At 37.5% G+C, this 18,268-nt stretch carries 17 protein-coding genes; all 17 read left to right on the plus strand.

The features are described 5' to 3' along the window. The first annotated feature begins 199 nt into the window (after nt 1-199). The 17 genes from U5K72_03250 (at nt 200) to U5K72_03330 (ending at nt 17,952) form a co-directional block, all read left to right on the plus strand. Nucleotides 200-424 carry a hypothetical protein gene (locus U5K72_03250; GenBank protein MDZ7717823.1) on the plus strand — a complete coding sequence of 75 codons (225 nt, stop codon included), beginning with the start codon at nt 200-202 and terminating at the stop codon, nt 422-424. Between the two features lie 139 nt (nt 425-563). Continuing rightward, nucleotides 564-773 (plus strand): AlpA family phage regulatory protein, encoded by a 210-nt coding sequence (locus U5K72_03255; protein ID MDZ7717824.1) that lies wholly within the window; start codon nt 564-566, stop codon nt 771-773. A 179-nt stretch (nt 774-952) separates the two neighbouring features. After that, nucleotides 953-1,228 carry a helix-turn-helix domain-containing protein gene (locus U5K72_03260; GenBank protein MDZ7717825.1) on the plus strand — a complete coding sequence of 92 codons (276 nt, stop codon included), beginning with the start codon at nt 953-955 and terminating at the stop codon, nt 1,226-1,228. A gap of 5,382 nt (nt 1,229-6,610) precedes the next feature. After that, complete coding sequence (locus U5K72_03265; protein MDZ7717826.1) at nt 6,611-6,862, plus strand: hypothetical protein; 252 nt, start codon at nt 6,611-6,613, stop codon at nt 6,860-6,862. A gap of 594 nt (nt 6,863-7,456) precedes the next feature. Beyond that, nucleotides 7,457-7,678: a hypothetical protein gene (locus U5K72_03270; GenBank protein MDZ7717827.1), complete on the plus strand. Its 222-nt coding sequence runs from the start codon at nt 7,457-7,459 to the stop codon at nt 7,676-7,678. A gap of 157 nt (nt 7,679-7,835) precedes the next feature. After that, nucleotides 7,836-8,273, plus strand: coding sequence for a hypothetical protein (locus U5K72_03275; protein MDZ7717828.1), 438 nt, complete (start codon nt 7,836-7,838; stop codon nt 8,271-8,273). After that, on the plus strand, nt 8,236-8,427 hold the full coding sequence (locus U5K72_03280) for a hypothetical protein (GenBank protein MDZ7717829.1): 192 nt from the start codon (nt 8,236-8,238) through the stop codon (nt 8,425-8,427). The genes U5K72_03275 and U5K72_03280 overlap by 38 nt, the downstream gene beginning before the upstream one ends. A 541-nt stretch (nt 8,428-8,968) precedes the next feature. Then, nucleotides 8,969-9,295, plus strand: a complete 327-nt coding sequence (locus tag U5K72_03285; GenBank protein ID MDZ7717830.1) for a hypothetical protein — start codon at nt 8,969-8,971, stop codon at nt 9,293-9,295. 535 nt (nt 9,296-9,830) lie between these two features. Further along, nucleotides 9,831-10,343, plus strand: a complete 513-nt coding sequence (locus U5K72_03290) for an ATP-binding protein (GenBank protein ID MDZ7717831.1) — start codon at nt 9,831-9,833, stop codon at nt 10,341-10,343. Nucleotides 10,344-11,154: 811 nt separating this feature from the next. Then, complete coding sequence (locus U5K72_03295) at nt 11,155-12,789, plus strand: tetratricopeptide repeat protein (GenBank protein MDZ7717832.1); 1,635 nt, start codon at nt 11,155-11,157, stop codon at nt 12,787-12,789. Further along, nucleotides 12,786-13,076 carry a hypothetical protein gene (locus U5K72_03300; protein ID MDZ7717833.1) on the plus strand — a complete coding sequence of 97 codons (291 nt, stop codon included), beginning with the start codon at nt 12,786-12,788 and terminating at the stop codon, nt 13,074-13,076. The genes U5K72_03295 and U5K72_03300 overlap by 4 nt, the downstream gene beginning before the upstream one ends. A 148-nt stretch (nt 13,077-13,224) precedes the next feature. Next, nucleotides 13,225-14,508: a hypothetical protein gene (locus U5K72_03305; protein MDZ7717834.1), complete on the plus strand. Its 1,284-nt coding sequence runs from the start codon at nt 13,225-13,227 to the stop codon at nt 14,506-14,508. Beyond that, complete coding sequence (locus tag U5K72_03310) at nt 14,477-14,941, plus strand: DNA methyltransferase (protein ID MDZ7717835.1); 465 nt, start codon at nt 14,477-14,479, stop codon at nt 14,939-14,941. Before U5K72_03305 ends, U5K72_03310 begins: the two co-directional genes overlap by 32 nt. After that, complete coding sequence (locus tag U5K72_03315) at nt 14,907-15,659, plus strand: Eco57I restriction-modification methylase domain-containing protein (GenBank protein MDZ7717836.1); 753 nt, start codon at nt 14,907-14,909, stop codon at nt 15,657-15,659. The genes U5K72_03310 and U5K72_03315 overlap by 35 nt, the downstream gene beginning before the upstream one ends. Next, nucleotides 15,628-16,197 carry a hypothetical protein gene (locus U5K72_03320; protein ID MDZ7717837.1) on the plus strand — a complete coding sequence of 190 codons (570 nt, stop codon included), beginning with the start codon at nt 15,628-15,630 and terminating at the stop codon, nt 16,195-16,197. The genes U5K72_03315 and U5K72_03320 overlap by 32 nt, the downstream gene beginning before the upstream one ends. Before the next feature lie 150 nt (nt 16,198-16,347). Further along, nucleotides 16,348-16,773 carry a hypothetical protein gene (locus U5K72_03325; GenBank protein ID MDZ7717838.1) on the plus strand — a complete coding sequence of 142 codons (426 nt, stop codon included), beginning with the start codon at nt 16,348-16,350 and terminating at the stop codon, nt 16,771-16,773. A gap of 534 nt (nt 16,774-17,307) precedes the next feature. Then, a complete protein-coding gene (locus tag U5K72_03330) occupies nt 17,308-17,952 on the plus strand; it encodes a bZIP transcription factor (protein ID MDZ7717839.1) in 645 nt (214 codons plus the stop codon). Nucleotides 17,953-18,268 lie beyond the last annotated feature (316 nt).

Here is an 18,268-nt window from a genome sequence, read left to right on the forward strand (position 1 = left end):
AATATCTGACAGCAGGAGCAATACAGAGCAGAAAGTGCTATGATTTTTTAGATTCAATTTATCATGAAGCGAGTAAAAAGAAATAAGAATTTCAATATTTGACGTAGTTTTGACAAGTATTCTTGAAGAAATTTATATGCAAGAATTTCCTCAGGAACTTCAGTACTGTAAAGGACCAAGTAGCTGCAAATTACGTAGCATGAGTGCAGCTATAGGAAATCCGGCATTCAAAAAAAATAAATGGAAAGCACCAGAAGGTTTTTATAAGCGTGCAACCGAAATTAAAAGGGACAATCCCAATTTTGGCCAGGAAGGAATATATGAAGAGCTAATGGATGAGTTTTACAGTGATCCCTCAGATGAAGACGATAAACCTTCATTTCCAACGGTTCGAAGAAGACTAAAAGAAAGGCATATATTCTAAAAAAATCACAATTATTCACTATTCATCATCGAATATCACAACTTTAATGCCAATACTGAAAATCCTTTTTTTGTTATCAATGGCTATTTCTGGGAGTTTGTAAACGCAATCAGTTAGTTATAAACTCTAAAAAATAGTTATGAGTAATATTGATTTACTTTCCCCAAAGGAAGCATCAGAAAGATTAAGCATACCAATCTCTACTTTATACAGGTGGATTTCAGAAGGTAAGTTTCCGCGTCCTATCAAAATCGGACCTCGCAGAACGGCCTTTAAAATTGAAGACATCATAGAGTGGAGAGAAAACCAAGAGGAAGCCAAAAGTATTTTGCACCGGGAAGATGATTAAGAGATTGATGCAAAGTACAAGATCTCTTTTAAAAAATCGGTTTCTTCAATCAATGCCATAAATCCGGTTCAAAATTACTTTTGTATTGTTATCAAGAATTGTCAGAAGTCTTGAATTGAAGTCGGCACCATGCAGATATATAATATGGGTGTTAATGATTCAACATAACCCATTACGATATGGACGAAATAATTGTCACGAAGCGAGAAACACTCTTAGAATTAATCTCCGAAGTGGTACGAGAGGAATTGGAAACTCACATGGAAAAAGTGGAAGTTTCTGATGGTAAAAATGAAGTACTCACAAATAAACAAGCAATGAAGCACCTCCACGTGAGCCGATCAACACTTCAAAGATGGAGAAAGAGCGGAAAGCTTCCTTATCGAAAAGTTGAAGGGAAAATACTTTATACAAAATCCGATTTGAACGAACTCCTGGAATACGCCGCTGTTTGAAAGTGGAATCAAAACAGATCTCCATTGAATAAACTTCGTCGGCCGATAAACTTACCTGGTTTGAAATCATAAAAGATAAATCACTAAAAAATCTATCCTCCCCGCCTACCTTTCCTCATCCAACCCCTATTAACAGTTGATTTGATCAAATACTCACTAAACCGGGGATATACAAGCGACTTATACCATTAATAAGAAATTTAAGCCGCTTAGAAGCGAAATTTGAAACCCGCCATTAAATTTAGAGTTCAAACCCGCTTATATAACCTCAAAAGGCATATCTGTGCCCGATAATAGATATTCCTTTACAGATTCAATGTTCTTATAAATAAAATGAAACGAAGAGAGAGTGCCACTATTGAAATCAGGAATCCCAGATAAATAGATCAAAGCTACTTTAGTATAAAAGAGATCTCTTGTAACTACCGGCCAAGATAGCACGAAGATTTATTATTGATTTGTGTCTGGCACAAGGGAAAAAGCCATCATGCTTGCGAGACTATCAATACAGTAACGTACAATCAAAGCTGAAGGTCCAACTCACTGTGGATGTTTAAACTGCGAGCTCCCAGAACGTTTAACCCCAATCAAAAAGCGTTAATTATTCGTCTATAATTGAGTCATTAAGTGCAAATCCTAAACCTAAATTATTTAACCGGGTTTTCCGATGGGGGAATCAATGGCCCAATTATCAAAAAGACATCTAACCAAAGGCACTTTTTTAACTGTAAGTCATTGATATTACTTATTTAATTATGGTTAGATTTTTGGTTAGAAATGGGTTAGAATAGGGTTATGAAGGTTAGAAATGGGTTAGAAAATTAGAAAGTATCTAACCCTATTTCTAACCAAGAATTATTCAATAAAAACAAACACTTATGGAAAAGGTTAGAAAGGTTAGAAACTCAAACACCCCCAAGTCAAACCCCCCAAAAATCACCATTTCAAAATATATGTGTAAAATATGTGTATTAAATTATTAATGATTTCCGGGTATTTTACCAAATATATTTAACCTTAGATAAGTGGCTTTTTGGACTTTTAGAGTTTAAAATTGAAGCCAGCAAGGAGTGCCGCTACATGGGTGTCTCAAAAAGTTTATTCTTATCTCTGACCCTGTATTTTCTACTTTCTTAGCGCCTACAGTGATCCCCCTCGTAGTGTACCTCTATGAATGCACTATGGGATGTTTATGATCGTCGCTTTGAATGATTAACAGGTCTTTATTTTTCAAATAATTGCTATCAAGCTCTACACAAAACCGTGATAAGCAGCATTTTAGGTCAAAGAGAGAATGAGCAGAATTTTTTTGATAATTAATTTTAAAAATATTGGAGTGGTTGTTGCTTCTCGGGCCTGTTTTAGAGGGAAAGTGAATAGAAATTCAAATTTTGAACGTGTTCGTAGTTGTAAAATCGTACTGTTAAGTAGCCGGAAGGGAGGTTCGCCAATCAACAGGTATTTTTTTGATTTTTAAACGATCATACCCGGTGACGCCACTGTTGGTTAAAAAGTTGAATATTGGTTGAATAGCGGCAAAAGAACGCCAATTAATAAAATTTTGACTGGCTTTCCGTAGAGATAAACCGGAAGCCATTGCAAGCTTCGTCCAAAAAATTCAGATTATTGCTCAAATTATTTCCTTCACCCGTGGATGACTGGTTGTATGAAACAACGTCGGCGTTAATGGTCCTGAAAAGTTACTTTTTAAAAAGGTTTCTTTTGCTTTAGAAGGGCCATCGTGTGTTGTTTTACCGTGAAAATTGGCCAATTTTTAAAATTTTAGGAGGGATTTTGTTCTATACATTCATAAAAAACCTAAAAAACTTTAGAGTTTAGAGTGGTTGACTGCAGTACAATTGCATTGATTTCATAAAAATGGATGGCAGTTCAAGCCGATTTGCCATCAAAGGTAAATAAGCCAGGAATGAAAACCGGAAAATTAGTGATAGAGAGCTAATAGAGTTGAACGTGAACACATTATAAACCACAGATATTGGATAAAACAATTCACTTATCGTAAAAAGACAACTACGTTTTTTGAATTTTCTACAACTACTAATATCAAACACTCTATGAGATTTTGATTTTGTAAATCAAAAAAGATAGATCGTAAAAAAAATCTATCCTCCCCGCCCACCTTTCATCATTCAACACCTATCAACAGTTGATTTGATCAAATACTCACTAAACCGTGGATATATAAGAAAGCTATACCACTGAAAAGAAATTTAAGCCGCTTAGAATCGAAATTTGAAACCCACTTTTTTGAGTTTAGCAGAAAATGCGGTTATGAGCCGTCAGCGTAGGTTTGCAGTGGATATGACAATTTTTTTGAAAATTCGAGGATTGTATAATTGATATTCAGATACAAGTAGTAGCTATGGCTGAATATTTTGCTCCGAGCAGTAGAGAAGCGAGGTTCGGTAAAAAATCAAAAAAATATGGTCTCCATATCAAAAAAGAAATTCAGCGAGCTTGCATGCGTGGGATAAAAATTAAATAATTGGCTTCGCCCGGCCGGATTATGGGGAGCTTATTGAAAGTATAGCAATCAATCGATTCCTCTGGGTGGATGAAGAACGTTGAAGCCTTCAGAATTTAAATTTCGAGACCACAGTTCAATGTGGCCGCCAACGCTACTTACGGTTAAGCTTTGTCCGCGTGTGGATTAAAACCAATTGGACTTCAACGAGATTACAAATTGTTGAAAATCGACAATTATTTGATTTTTAATCGCAACACAAATCAAAGTATCTTCTGATATTTTGATTTTGACATCAAAAAAGATTGAAGGCTAAAAAGCAATATTCCAACCCACATTTTCCTTTGTAAACGGAATTTTCTTCCATACAATACCATCCGTTGACCAGAGCAATGTTGTGGTAATGAAACGAATATCTATGAACAGAGGTCTCTGTAAACGGGAATTGTTCCGGGGTCTTTACATTCGCGGATACGTTGGCCGTTTCAAGGGTAGCTGACACCTGTAAGCGAACCGGTCGTGTAAACGATCTACAGAGATATGCAGAACGGACAGGCTACTCTACTGAACGTGTTACTGAGAAGGATGCCCACCTGACTTCCAGGCAACGTAAAAGTAAAATGGAAAGGTTTAACTACAAAAGAGACACAAAATTCTCTATGGACCGAACATGAACGGGCAGACGATATGTATGCCCAGGGATACATTTGTAAACAGCATCCATTACGCCATTGAAATGAATCATATAGACTTGAAACCATCCGTTTTTCAACAATTTGCCAAACCTAAATTATTTAACCGGGTTTTCCGATGGGGGAATCAATGGCCCAATTATCAAAAAGACATCTAACAAAACGGTATTTATGAGATGTAAGTTACTGTTTTTATTTATTTATTTAACGTTAGATTTTACGTTAGAAATGGGTTAGAAAAGGGTTAGATACGTTAGAAAAGGGTTAGAAAATTCGGAAGCGTCTAACGTACTTTCTAACGTTAAATTATTCAGTAAAAACAGGTACTTATGCAATTTGTTAGAATGTTAGAAACTCAAACACCCCCAAGTCAAACCCCCCAAAAATCACCATTTCAAAATGTATGTGTAAAATATGTGTATTAAATAATTTATGATTTTCGGGTGCTTTACTAAATATATTTAACCATAGATAAGTGACTTTTTGGACTTTTAGAGTTTAAAATTGAAGCCAGAATAGGAGTGCCGCTACATGTGTGTCTCAAAAAGTTAATTCTTATCTCTGACCCTGTATTTTCTACTTTCTTAGCGCCTACAGTGATCCCCCTCGTAGTGTACCTCTATGAATGCACTATGGGATGTTTACGATCATCGGTTTCAATGATTAATAGGTTTTTATTTTTTAAGTAATTGATATCAAGCACTACATAAAGCCGTGATAAACAGCTTTTTGAACCAAAGAGAGAAGGAGCCGAAATTTTTTTGAATATAAATTTTCAAAAATTTTGGAATGGTTGTAGTCTCTCGGACCCGTTTTCGAGGGACGTTGTGTTAAAATTCAAATTTTTAACGTGTTCGCAGTTGTAAAATCGTACTGTTAAGTAGCCGGAAGGGAGGTTCACCAATCAATAGGTATTTTTTTGATTTTTAAACGGTCCTACCCGGTAACGCCACTGTTGGTTAAATAGTTGAATATTGGTTGAATTGCGACAAATGAACACCAATTAATAACATTTTGACTGGCTTTCCGCAGGGATCAACCGGAAGCCATTGCAAGCTATGTCCAAAAAATTCAGATTATTGCTCAAATTATTTCCTTCACCCGTGGATGACTGGTTGTATGAAACAACGTCGGCGTTAATGGTCCGGAAAAGTTACTTTTTAAAAAGTTGCTTTTTGCTTTAGAAGAGCCTTCTTGCGCTGTTTTACCGTGATAGTTGGCCAATTTTTAAATTTTTTGAGAGGGTTTGTTCTATTCATTCGTCAAAAACCTAAAAAACTAAAGAACGATGTGTAGTAATTCGTGATCGTCCGAATAGACAGCAAAAGCGACCTTTAAAATTTAAACTTTTGTCCGTAGAAGGCGAATTGCCAACCAATGTTAACAATTCGATCCTGAAAACTTAATAATTGATGACTGATGGGTATATGGATCGAAGTTGATCTTTTTAAAGCTCAAAATTAATAGATAAAAAAATTGATTATCGGTATATGTTGGCTGTAATTATTAGGTTTTTGAACGCTACAAAAATCAAATTGACTTCTGTCTTTTTGATATCGAAATCAAAAAAAGAGGCACCTTTCTAAAACGCGAATTGAACCAATACCTCTGAATTCGCGGCGATGTTGATCGGAATGAATATGCATTCATCTACACCGGCGGCCGGTTCAAGGGAAGGCCGGTAAGCGGACAGGTAGTGTATAAAGAGTTTAAGCGGTATGCAGAACTGGCTGGCCACTCTACTCAACGAGTTACAGAGAAGTATGCACATCTAACTTCGAAGCACCTAAAAAGCAAAATGGAAAGGCTTACTACAAAAAAAGGCAGTGGTTGAAACCGATGTACTTTTCAGTTGGTGATCTCATTTGCTAATAACGACAAAATAAAATATTCTGCGAAACAAAGCGACAACCTACCTGTCGTGAGAATTATACGTTATAACACCAATATTCTTACTATTAATTTCAGATATGGGAAAATATAAAGAAGGATTCAGACGGTTATCAATTTCCTTTGGAGTTCTGGGTGTACTTGTTTGGATTATTATTTTTGCTAAAGGAGGGGAATTTGGGAGATTTAGAAAAGTTCGGGCTTGGGAATGGATACTTTAGTAGTCCTTACTTTTTTTGCCTACTTAATCCCGTACTATTTTGTCAAAGGTATTTACTGGATTTTGTCTGGATTTAGTCAAAAAACCAATAAATTATGAATAAGTTTATCGAAACAGATTGTGAAGTGATTAGAATAACTTTTGTTAATGAGGATAAACAAGATGAACCTCTTGAACGCTATATTTTGGCACAAGATTTAAAAACAGCCATCAATATTTTTAAAGCTTATTCAAAGGATTGGGAAAATCCAATTTTAATTAATAAAGCAGAATTTGTTTCCACGATGGCGCTTTGTGACGTTCAGAGAATATCTGATAAATTCAACAAGAATTCTGAATATTGGTAAGGAACAAGCGCATCAACTGGAAACTCAGATTTGCCGTTAGTTTCTAATGTTGCTTGTTTTGAAATATTTAGCGCGTTAATTAACTCATACTTTCTGCGGCCTAAGTGCACTGGAACGTTAGGTAAATCAGATTATTACCTCATATGATATTTAAAGTTACAAGATTTTGATCTCGTAGATATCAAATATGAAATCTCAATTCTGAAACGTCAATTAAACTTCATTTCTGATGAGTTTAAGAGACAAAGAGAACAAAGTAAAAGAGCTACAGACAAAGAAATAGAAGAATCAGATTTTGATCCAAATAATCCAAGTGATGAAGCATATTATTGGTATTTAGTGGGTGAACATAGACATCTAATAGAAGTGATGTTGACCACGCATTTTGATCAATCCGTTTATAGTCTCTTTATGGTCATTGTATGAGACAGCTATAAAAGAGCTTGCAGATTTAATAAAAGGAAAAGAGAGTATTAAAAAATCTTGGTTTGATATTAATGGAAAGCATTTGACCGCTAAAATTAAAAATTACTTTGAAAAGATTTAGATTTCCCAATCAATTTTACACCGACGTTTATTAATAATCAAAAACGATTGTCAATCTTAGAAAATGGTGTAGCTCATCATAATAGTAGATTAAATTCGATCGAAAAGATTTTAGCTGATCGTTTGGAAGGTAGTGAGATAGAGGGTATTGAATTATCAGAAATTGGAGATATTTTTGTAATAAAACCAGATTTTGCGAGACGATCATTTGATATCATAGAAAATCACTTAAACAGCATAATGAAGGATTATGAAAAAAAATATACATAGACGTTAAACTTCCGAATTAAGTGGGCTGAATCTCGCCATTTCACCACAGTTATTGGTTTTTTAGTTTGTCGACTATTATTTAACAAGTTAACATTTTTTGTGCGCTGCTTATTTTCAAGACCATTATACCCTTTAAACAAATTATTATTTTCTTAAAATGCTTTGGTCCGAAATTTTAACATCGAGTATTGTAGCTACTGTTGTAAGTGGAATTATTAGCTGGATTGGAAAAAGATATCTTGATAAAAAATTGGAAATAGAAAAAGCAAATCACACAAAGAAGTTGGAAGATTTAAAGGCAGAGAATCAAAAAGTTTTAGAAAATTATCGAGCTCGATTGAAGAACTCTGAAATATACTTTAATCGACAACTTACTGCATGTGATGAAATCCACGCTTTATGTCAAAGTATGCTTCCTAAAAATAAGTTTCCAAATATGGAGTGGGACGATGCACTGGAAGATATGGCATTAGAAATGGAGAGAATTGAAACAGAAGCTCAAAAATTATACACAAAATTCTATTCTGTGTTACCAGATTCTATTCTTACGAAACTAAATGCATCTATTAGATACGCCGGAAGATGCAAAGTTTGAAACAGAAGTGGGTAAAGTTTCTACGACAGGAATTAAACTTGTTGAAGCAACTTTTAATGAATTGCATGAAGCAGCTGTAAACTCGAAAGAACTTTTAGATGGTCAAAGACATAGAATTATTGATCCTCCATCTAAAAAAGTAACCGAAATTTAAATCTTACAAGGTGGATTAAAAATGGCAGATCATCGAAAATGTAGTTGGGTTGGTAAAAGGGGGACCGAATACACTTATTATATTTGGAAACTACCAGCCTCGATAGGTGATAATCAATTTGGAAATTATATTTCATTCCAAGAAAAACTCCGAAGGTAAATGGGTTCCAATATACATTGGACAAGGGGACTTATCTGAAAGAGTAAATCCAGACTATCATCATAAAGTGCATGTATTAAAAAAAAGGTGCAACTCATATTCATATGCACCTCAACAAGAATGAATCCGATAGAGAACTTGAAGAAGAAAATTTATTAGATCGATACAAAAATGCTTTAAAACCCACAGTTGCAACGAACAAAGTAAATAGTCATGGTATAACGTTTTCAAGGCTTACTTGGTCGCTACACGCCGTCTCAAAATTCGTAGACTTATAGAAATTTCGAGTTATATTTACGTTACTTCCTAATAAGACCAAGCTGGTTATCCGCAGGCCGTCGTACAGTTTCATTCGGTCATAATTTCAATCATACTTCTCAATTTGATATACTTTGAAGCCAAGAAAAATATTGAGGTAGTTGAAAGGTTTAGAAATTTAGTAGAAGAATTTTGGAATCTGGAGGCTAATCTCAGAGAACACCAGAGAAAAATGAGACGTCATGAAGATTTTTCAGATGAAGAAATCGCATTATTCGAAAGACTACAGGAAATAAGAGAAGAGATTGCTAAATCTACTCCAAAACTTATTCGACTTGCCAGCCAAAATGGCATCCCCGCCAATTTACAATCTTATCCTGCTCCAATGGTTGGAGGTCCTGTTATAACTGTAAATATCTTTAATGCCATTTTAAATGATGACTCACACTAGGAGTTGATAACCAAAGAATTTTAGATACTATTAACACCTTAATTGGCCAGCTTGAAGAAAGAGTAGATAGAGAATTCAAAAAACTGATCAATCCTTTCTTCTGGCTTGGGTTGATAATTGAAAAAATTCTCAGATTTCCATTTTGGTTACTTTCAAAAACTGGTTTCGATGTAAACAAGATTGAAGATCATTTTTGGGGTAAATTTTTCAAGGTATTAGAAGTACTTATTATTCTTTATATAGCAATTCGACTTGGTGTTTCAGATGAGATAATTTCGGAAGTCTTTTCTTTTATTAAATAATCAACATGCATAATATCAAGACGCATTAACTGGGACCCAGACCAGATTCCGATTTATAGGGTTTAATTGATTTAAACTTTTAGCCGTTTATTAACTTATAATCTCCGCACCTGTTCTATGCCGCACCGTCATAGCAATTTTCATCACTTTGATCATGAGTCCATTTAAAAAAAATCTTGCAAATATAGACAAAGGGGATTTAGATCTTTTAATTAAAAGGGAAATATCGGAAGATGAATCTTTGGAGTTCAAAAAAACTTTGGCAAGCAACAAAGGAAATGATCCTTGGATTGATGGTAAAAGACAAGGTTGGCAAGAAGGCGTTATCCAAATTAATAAAAGAGATTATTGCGCTTGCTAACACGACAGGTGGATATCTCGTGCTTGGAATTGAAGAAAAAGGAAAGGTTAGACCAAGGGCAAACAAAATTAATCCTATCCCAAGAATCAAAGCTTTATCGGAAAAACTTAAATTGCAAATTAGGGATTATGTAGAACCAACCATTAATAATATTAGATTTAAAGAAGTCGAAACTGAGGATGAAAAAGGTGTTTTAATTATAAGGGTTGAAAAATCTAACCTGGCCCCTCACAGATCGCTAATCGATAAGGAATGTTATATTAGGAGAAATGATCGCTCAGAAAAAATGACTATGAGAGAAATTAAAGATTTGACTATTCTTCGAATAAGATCCCAGCAAGAAATAGAAAATGAATTCAAAAACGAGAGAAGAACTCTTTCTTAAAAAATTTAAAACCGGCACACTTCCATATCGCTATCACAAAGAACTTAATAATGAGCGAATTGGTGTAAGGTTCACCTTCATACCAATTTCAGATCGTTTGTTAGTTGAGTAACTTATATGACAAGATTGCAATTGAAGGACTTTCAATCAAACATTGGCTCTTAAACTAAATGATAGAAAAGAGGAAACGACTTTTCCTTTCATCCAAATAGGAAACAGCCGATCCTTAGAGGAGTCAGATTTTATGGTGACATTTTTAACTTAGATGTGTTAGAAAATGGAATAATTGAAGCAACTACTATAATCAATGAAACTACGCATGATGAGCCTGTTTTATTTATTCACTGGTATCTCGGATTCGTTTTATAGAGCTCTTATGCATGGCAATCAATTTAAGACATATGAGCAGCTTGTATAATGTTGAGTTCGCCATTGAACCAGAAATTATAACTGCTACAAAAAATTTTAAAGTACAATTATTTCCAAGCGGATTTAATAGCAAAAAAATAGTCGAAGAGTCAAATATCAAACTTCCCAGATATTCCTTCGCTGATGCTAATGAAATTGAGGCCCTTGTCTCTTTAATGATTACAGATTTTTATCATATAACTGGTACTCATTTTTACCTACTATTTCAGTAATTAAATGAATTTGCTATAGGGTATCATGAAGTAGTGTCTACGATTGGTAGCAAGACCTGTACATGGTGGTTTTGCTACATAAACCCAAGATTTAACCCATTTCTTTATAACACAGAACTTTTATAGGTTCCAACGATGAAGAAAAATGAAGAATTTTTTAAAGAAGGTAGATGACGATAACACACCGAATTGACGATTTTCTTTTTGAGTTATTTCCGGGGACGGAATCAGATACAGAAAAGCTCACCGATGCCATCAAGAGATATTACACCATTGGGCCTTTTGAACCGTCTGTTGAAGTGGATGAGGATCTCATTCACATCACGATTGACACAGAGCGAATCGAGACAGATAAAGATCGGTTCAAAAAGCTTGTATCGCTGGCTGAAAATGAGAAGTATGATGAAGCGAAAGAACTGGCGTTGGAGTTGATTGAACAGGCTCCGAATATCTCTGAATACCACCGCATTTTGGGACAGATCTATTCCGAGACCGGGGAGCAGGAAGAAGCGGTGAACTCACTCATCGATGCGTTGAAATGGAATCCAAAGAATGAGTGGGCGCTTTTGATGATGGGCAACATCTATGCAAAGTTTAAAAATGATGTGGATACGGCTCTTACCTTTTACGAGCAGATCCTCACCTTTAAACCGGACGATCACCTGGCGTTAAATAATATCGGTGCACAGCTATTGCAGGCGGACCAGGTGGATGAAGCGGCCAACTATTTCCGGAAAGCCCATGAGGTAAAACCGGACTATCCCAATACACTGTTTGCACTGGGTACCATTGAAGAAGAGAAGGGCAATAACTTTGAAGCTTTTGAGTATGCCATCGAATCGATCAAGAAGAATCCAAAACAGGATGAACTCTACAAGCGAAGTGTGAATTTGGCGCTGCAAGCATCACAGCAATACGCTTCTGCAACGGATACCCAATCCATCGTTGATGACTTTATTTCGGAGTTGGAGTACAAAACGGAAAAAGAGATCAAGAAAGTGGAAGATGACAGCATATCAACGGCTGCTAAGATTGAATATGCTGAAGTCCACGACCGGCCGTATCATTTGATCAAATACAAGCCCGGCCAAACCGGAGTGAATCATCTGATCATTCATGAGCTTACTCACCTTGAATTGGCAGAGGAAGCCAGGGAAGAGGGGACGAACATGCTGTTCACCTCCAAGCCTTCGTTAAAAGCGAATTTCATGCAGCGCTTCAAGAAAGAGATCGATAAGCTGAAAAAGAAAGGTGTACCCGAACGAAATGTGGAACGGTATTTCGGTTCCATTTATGACGGGATGAATACACAAGTGTTCAATACACCCATCGACCTGTTTATAGAAGACCGGATCTATAAACGGTTTGAAAATCTTCGGCCTGTTCAGTTCATATCTATGTTTTCGATGGTTCAGGAAGGGATTGAAGCCACCACGACACCGGATGTCATAAAAAACGCACCCTCCGAAATTCTTTCAAAGTCCATTATTTACAGTCTTGTAAACGCACTTCATCTGAAAGAGTTATTCGGTGTTGATCTGATCAAAGATCACAAACCCAAAAAGTCTGAGGTTCAAAAAGCAAAAGAGTTCTACAACGAATATAAAGAGTACCGGCACAACAAAAAGCCTGCTGAGGAATACGAACTGGTTCAGTTTTGGGCGGACGATCTTAACCTTTCATCCTTTTTTGAGTTGGTAGAAGAATCGGAGACGGAAAGGCAGACAGCCGACTCCGTTCTGGACGATATTGAACAAGACCCGTATGGCCTGGACTTGGACGATCCGGGGCTGAGCGGAAGATGAAACAGTTCCTGGAAGCCCATTCGGATAAAGATGTGAACCAGGCAGTGGCCATGTATATGGTAGGGGCGTTACAGTACTTCAAGGATATGCCCAAACCGGAAGTGAAGGAGATTGCACAAGAGATTGCGATGATGGGAATGACGGGAATAGATCCCAAAAAAGACGGCTATCACATTCCATCTATCGAAGGCAGCAGTTTTTCGGGCTATAAGACACTGGCCTATTACTATGTAAGCTGGGCCATTGCGATACCGGAGATGTTATCTCAACTGCAATATGCCGTTTGATAAGGAGTATGAGTTGGCGAAGAAGATGATTGAGCAATAGATGTACGTATTGGTTTCAAGCCTAATATAATTTTCTTATTTAGTGTGAAAGCTAAAAGAGGATAAGACAGTTCGATATCATGTAAATTCTAAAATCATAAACCGGTTTATGAACCAAAGAGAACGGCTAAAAGATCTTTCATCAAATTTTAAGCTCGAAACACTTGAGCAATTTTTCCGGGATGCCAGCATGGATTACAGGCCGGAACCGGAAAACCTGACTCGAGAAGTGGAGCCCGATCCGGAGTTCATTCAATCCATTGAAAAACTTGGAGAGATTGAATTTGAGGATGGGCGTCGATTGGTTGTGGTTTCTTCATTGCTAACAGGGGAAATTACAGACAAAACCAGTAAGAAAAAGCAGTTCGATATCGGGTGGAAGTTCCTGAAGAAACGGTTTTATGATGCCGGGATTTTCATCTTCCGGGACGATCGTGGCCACTTTCGGTTCAGCCTGATTGTTACCAAATATACGGGGAACAAACGAACGCACACCCCTTTCCGCCGCTATACGTATTATGTACATCCCGGAAAGCCCAACAAAACGTTTATTAACCAGATTGGGAAGGCGGACTTTTCTTCCATTGATTCGATTCTGAAAGCATTTTCCATTGATGCGGTTTCGGATGACTTTTACAATGCCTTCAAACCCAAGTTCAATGAGATTTCTTCAAGTGTGCAGGGTACGGATGATGCTAACCTGAAAGAGGACTTTGCCCTGTTGTTTGTGATACGGGTGATTTTTATCGGATTTGTGCAAAAGCGGGGATGGCTTAAAAAGAATGAGTTTTTGCAGCAGTTTTGGAAGGAATATCAAGAAACTGGTACTGAGGAGAATACACTTTACAAAAACTGGCTGGTACCCCTCTTTTTTGAGGCGTTAAACACTCAACCGGGTCATCAGGTGAAATACCGGAATAACGATTTTTCGGAAGAGACACAGCGGATTTTACAGATGGCTCCGTATTTGAATGGTGAGCTGTTCAAGGAGAAGAAAGGATATGACGATCAGGGATTGTGGATACCGGATGCTCAAATCGGGGAGTTCATTGACTTCCTGTTTCAGTACAATTTTACCATCGAGGAAAACACCTTTTATGATGAGGAGCTGGAGCTGAACCCGGAATTTCTGGGAATTATTTTTGAACGGCTGGTGAACAAGGAAGACGGGGCGGTTTATACTCCCAGAACCGAAGTGGATTTTATGTGCCGTATGGGTCTGGTGAAGTGGCTGCAGAAAAATAGTTCAGCTGATACCAACGACTTGTATCATCTGTTTTTCCGGGATCGTGGACAAGATCCTGAATTTGATGAAGATCAAAAGCAGGGCGATTTTACCACGGCACAAATTCAGAGAGTTGGTGGATCTGCTCAGCAATGTAACGGTGTGTGATCCGGCTGCCGGTTCGGGAGCGTTTGAAGTGGGGATGCTGCATGTGCTCCATGATATTTTGGATAATCTATACCACCGGCATAATGCACCCAAAGATCTGCCTGAATGGGATGATTTTGAGCAAAAGAAATCCATTATTGCCCGTTCGCTGTACGGGGTGGAAGTGAAGGAATGGGCGGTTTGGATTAACCAGCTCCGGCTGTGGCTCACCCTGTTTATTGATATGCCGGATGATTACAAGAATTCATTGCAACCGCTGTTACCCAGCCTGAATTTTAAGGTCCGCCAGGGCGACTCGCTGGTGCAGCGCATTGGCAACAAGTTGTTCCCTGGTTCAGGGGCACGCCCATCTCTCCAAAAATATAAAACGCAAGATCACCGAGCTGAAAAAGGCCAAGGTGGATTTCTTTTACAACAAGGGCGGTTCGTATGACGACTTGCGCGGAAAAGAGAACGATATTTTCCGGGCTATTTTGGATGAGGAAATTGTAGCTAAACGGAAAGAACTGCGGGGTTTTGCCAATCCCAGGGGCGTACAAGGAAATTTACTGGGCGATTCAGGTCCCGCTCAGTCGAACATAGACCTGGATGAGAAGGAAAAAGAAAAACTGAAAGCTGAGATCACAGAACTGGAAGACCAGAAGAAGGCCCTGGGCGAAAACCATCCGCTGATCTGGAATATTGAGTTTGCCGAGATCTTTTTTGACCGGGGTGGTTTTGATGTGGTGATCGGGAATCCGCCGTATGTACGGCAGGAAGGTATTGGAGACCCAATGGGAAATTTGGAGCCCAAAGATTATAAGAACCAGTTGGAAGCTGCTGTCCGGGGTGATTTTCCAAAGTATTTTACTTCCGGGATTAAGATTAGCGGACGGTCTGATTTGTACACCTATTTCTACATTCGTTCCCTACGGCTGTTGAATGAGAAAGGGAGAGCTGATCTTTATCTGCTCCAACTCCTGGCTGGATGTGGGCTATGGCGACTGGTTGCAACGATTCCTGCTGCGCATGACCGAAGTGGACGGCATTGTGGACAACCACGCCAAGCGAAGTTTTGCCAGCGCCGATGTAAATACGGTGATTACCTTTATGGGCGCACCCAAACAACGCAAAGACTGGATGGAAGGAACCGTTCCGTTCATTGCCTTTAAGAAGCCCTTTGAAGAAGTGATCATTGCCGACCACCTGCTCACCATAGAACACGCTAAGCAAACCATAGCCAACGATCAATTTCGCGTATTCCCGGTGCCCAAAAAGCGCTTGGTGGAAGAAGGCTCCGAGTTTAACAGCCCGGAAGACAAAAAAATGCTGGAGGGAACCTATGTGGGAGATAAATGGGGTGGCAAATACCTGCGGGCCCCGGATATCTTTTTTACGATTTTAGAAAAAGGGGAAGGCAAATTAGAGAAATTGAAGGAGATTGCTGATATAGAATTTGGAATAAAGACAGGTGCTAACGATTTCTTTTACTTAACGAAAGAAGAGGCAGAATACCATAAAATAGAAGAAGATTACCTCAAACCAGCGATTCTGAAAACTGATGAAATTAAGATTCCAATTTTGTCTAAAAATGATTTTGATGGGTATTTCTTTTGGTGTTCTAAGGAGAAAGATGATTTACAAGGTACAAATGCACTAAAGTACATTAACTGGGGTGAACAGCAACCCAATCGAAATCAAACAAGGTAATAGAAAAGGAGAATTTTATGATGGCTTTCATGAGGTAGCAAGTGTACAAAGTAGAAGTAATTGGTATGATATAGCAAAAAGAATCCCGCACCGGTTTGGTGGATTATTGCACATAATGAACGGTCTATCGCCTTTTACAATGAAGATTATGTGTGCAGTGATAATTTCTTTGAGATTACTCCATATAAATATCCGCCAGAGACATTAGCTCTATATTTATCATCAACCGTAGCTTGTTTTTATAAAGAACTACTTGGACGATCAAATTTTGGTGGTGGATTATTAAAAACCCAAAAGCCAGACTTACAGAAGATTGATGTTGTTAAGGATTTAAAAATTGATAAATCTATTCAATTTGCCTCAAATATAGTTGAATCAATCTTCAAAGAATGCGGCATCAATCCCGAATCCGAGGTTCCCATTTCTGAGCAAGAGCCCAATCCGCTGCCCGACCGCGCCGAGTTAGACAACATCGTCTTCGACGCCCTCGGCCTCACCGAAGAAGAACGTAAAGAAGTGTACCGGGCTGTGTGCCAGTTGGTGTGGAATAGGGTTAGTAAGGCGAGGAGTGTTTAATTAAATGAAGAGATTATGAAAACGACCTATTTCACGACTTTTCAACTTGGTAACAAAGATCAAGCCATTAGAAAATTATTCTGAATTATATAAAATCATCAGAAACTGGCTTGAAAAACCAATTCGAGGTTTCAAGCTTCCAGAAAAATACAATTTTATAAAAGAGAATATTGATTATGAAAATAATGGACATCGTCTTTCAACGATGTATGATAGTTCTACAGATTTTGGAAAATATTTAGCAATAAAATATGAGCATCCGGATAGTTCAGAAGACAGACATAAAGTGGAGAACCGAAATAATTATCGGCGACAAGATAAGGGAGACGGACAGTTCGTCTCGCATAGCAGTTCGGATATCTTACGGTGGATCTTCTCCACATTTTCGCCCGGTAAGAACGGTATAATAGTCGTCCAAGTATCAGTCAATAGTACTTTTAAATGAAATCGGTGCTTTTGAGTCACTACCGTTAATTGATGGGCATTTAAGACTTCCTGAAAGTGATATACAACAATTTGTGCATTTACTTTCTGATGAAAACAGATACCTACCAATTTTATTTATTAGTAAAGATTCAGAGACAAATCAACCAATCAGTTGATATTGATAAATTAACCTCCATGTGTTCAGGGTTGGCTTATATATTGTTGGCAGATAATAAAAATGTGACATGGAAGTTAGACGCCTTCCTTGGTGCAACTCACAACTGTTTTGATGGTGCAATAAGAATCTATTGGCCGAAATTTAAGGTCTCAGATAATCGTTTTTCACATCCATTATGGACAAGTGATAAAATTGAAAATATAAACCAAAGACCTGGTGGCTTTGAGTCCTATATTTTCAATATACTTTGCGACCATTCATCAAGTAGATTTGTGCATGAAGCACTTACTTGGGAAGGTGCAAATAGAGTCTTTAGAAAAATAGAGATTGAAGAATTAAAGAAGGCAGGGAATAAGGATGAATGGATTGACCTTCTTGAAGATGAGAACGCGGATCTAACTGCTCGGGTTAACGGGTTTGAGAATGAAAATGATGCTTTGCGACAGGAGAACTTTCAATTAAAGTCTCAAGTTAATCAGTTTAAGTATCAATTAAATGAAAAAGATACTACTGGAAATTTATCGGAAGAACTTGAGGAGTTCGAAAGTGTTCATGCAAATTATAAATCACTTTAATGACAAATATTCTGAGTTTATTGAAATTCCAAAGAATATAACTAGTAAACGAACATTTTGAAGATTTAGATTCTCTATTTGCCGCTTTGAAATGGTTGACACTGACCTATCGTCAAGCAAGATTAGGTAGAATTAAGTATTTCTGATTTCAATCATAATTGCATGGAAAGTTCTGCGATTTCTTATGAGGCAAATCAATCTGATATAACAATTGGGACAATTTCCTGATGAATATAAAATGAACTATAATGGTAAAAAGGCAGTCTGCTCAAAGAGCATATCGGACAAGGATCATCTAAACAACCGAGATATACAA

This window comes from Balneolaceae bacterium, from assembly GCA_034521495.1.
Lineage (GTDB): Bacteria > Bacteroidota > Rhodothermia > Balneolales > Balneolaceae > Rhodohalobacter.

What these genes read in the sequence shown, in the direction of transcription:
- U5K72_03250 (MDZ7717823.1), top strand. Translation starts at nt 200, where the DNA reads ATGAGTGCAGCTATAGGAAATCCGGCATTCAAAAAAAATAAATGGAAA.
- U5K72_03255 (MDZ7717824.1), top strand. Translation starts at nt 564, where the DNA reads ATGAGTAATATTGATTTACTTTCCCCAAAGGAAGCATCAGAAAGATTA.
- U5K72_03260 (MDZ7717825.1), top strand. Translation starts at nt 953, where the DNA reads ATGGACGAAATAATTGTCACGAAGCGAGAAACACTCTTAGAATTAATC.
- U5K72_03265 (MDZ7717826.1), top strand. Translation starts at nt 6,611, where the DNA reads ATGAATAAGTTTATCGAAACAGATTGTGAAGTGATTAGAATAACTTTT.
- U5K72_03275 (MDZ7717828.1), top strand. Translation starts at nt 7,836, where the DNA reads ATGCTTTGGTCCGAAATTTTAACATCGAGTATTGTAGCTACTGTTGTA.
- U5K72_03280 (MDZ7717829.1), top strand. Translation starts at nt 8,236, where the DNA reads ATGCATCTATTAGATACGCCGGAAGATGCAAAGTTTGAAACAGAAGTG.
- U5K72_03290 (MDZ7717831.1), top strand. Translation starts at nt 9,831, where the DNA reads ATGAATCTTTGGAGTTCAAAAAAACTTTGGCAAGCAACAAAGGAAATG.
- U5K72_03295 (MDZ7717832.1), top strand. Translation starts at nt 11,155, where the DNA reads ATGACGATAACACACCGAATTGACGATTTTCTTTTTGAGTTATTTCCG.
- U5K72_03300 (MDZ7717833.1), top strand. Translation starts at nt 12,786, where the DNA reads ATGAAACAGTTCCTGGAAGCCCATTCGGATAAAGATGTGAACCAGGCA.
- U5K72_03305 (MDZ7717834.1), top strand. Translation starts at nt 13,225, where the DNA reads ATGAACCAAAGAGAACGGCTAAAAGATCTTTCATCAAATTTTAAGCTC.
- U5K72_03320 (MDZ7717837.1), top strand. Translation starts at nt 15,628, where the DNA reads ATGGAAGGAACCGTTCCGTTCATTGCCTTTAAGAAGCCCTTTGAAGAA.
- U5K72_03330 (MDZ7717839.1), top strand. Translation starts at nt 17,308, where the DNA reads ATGAAAACAGATACCTACCAATTTTATTTATTAGTAAAGATTCAGAGA.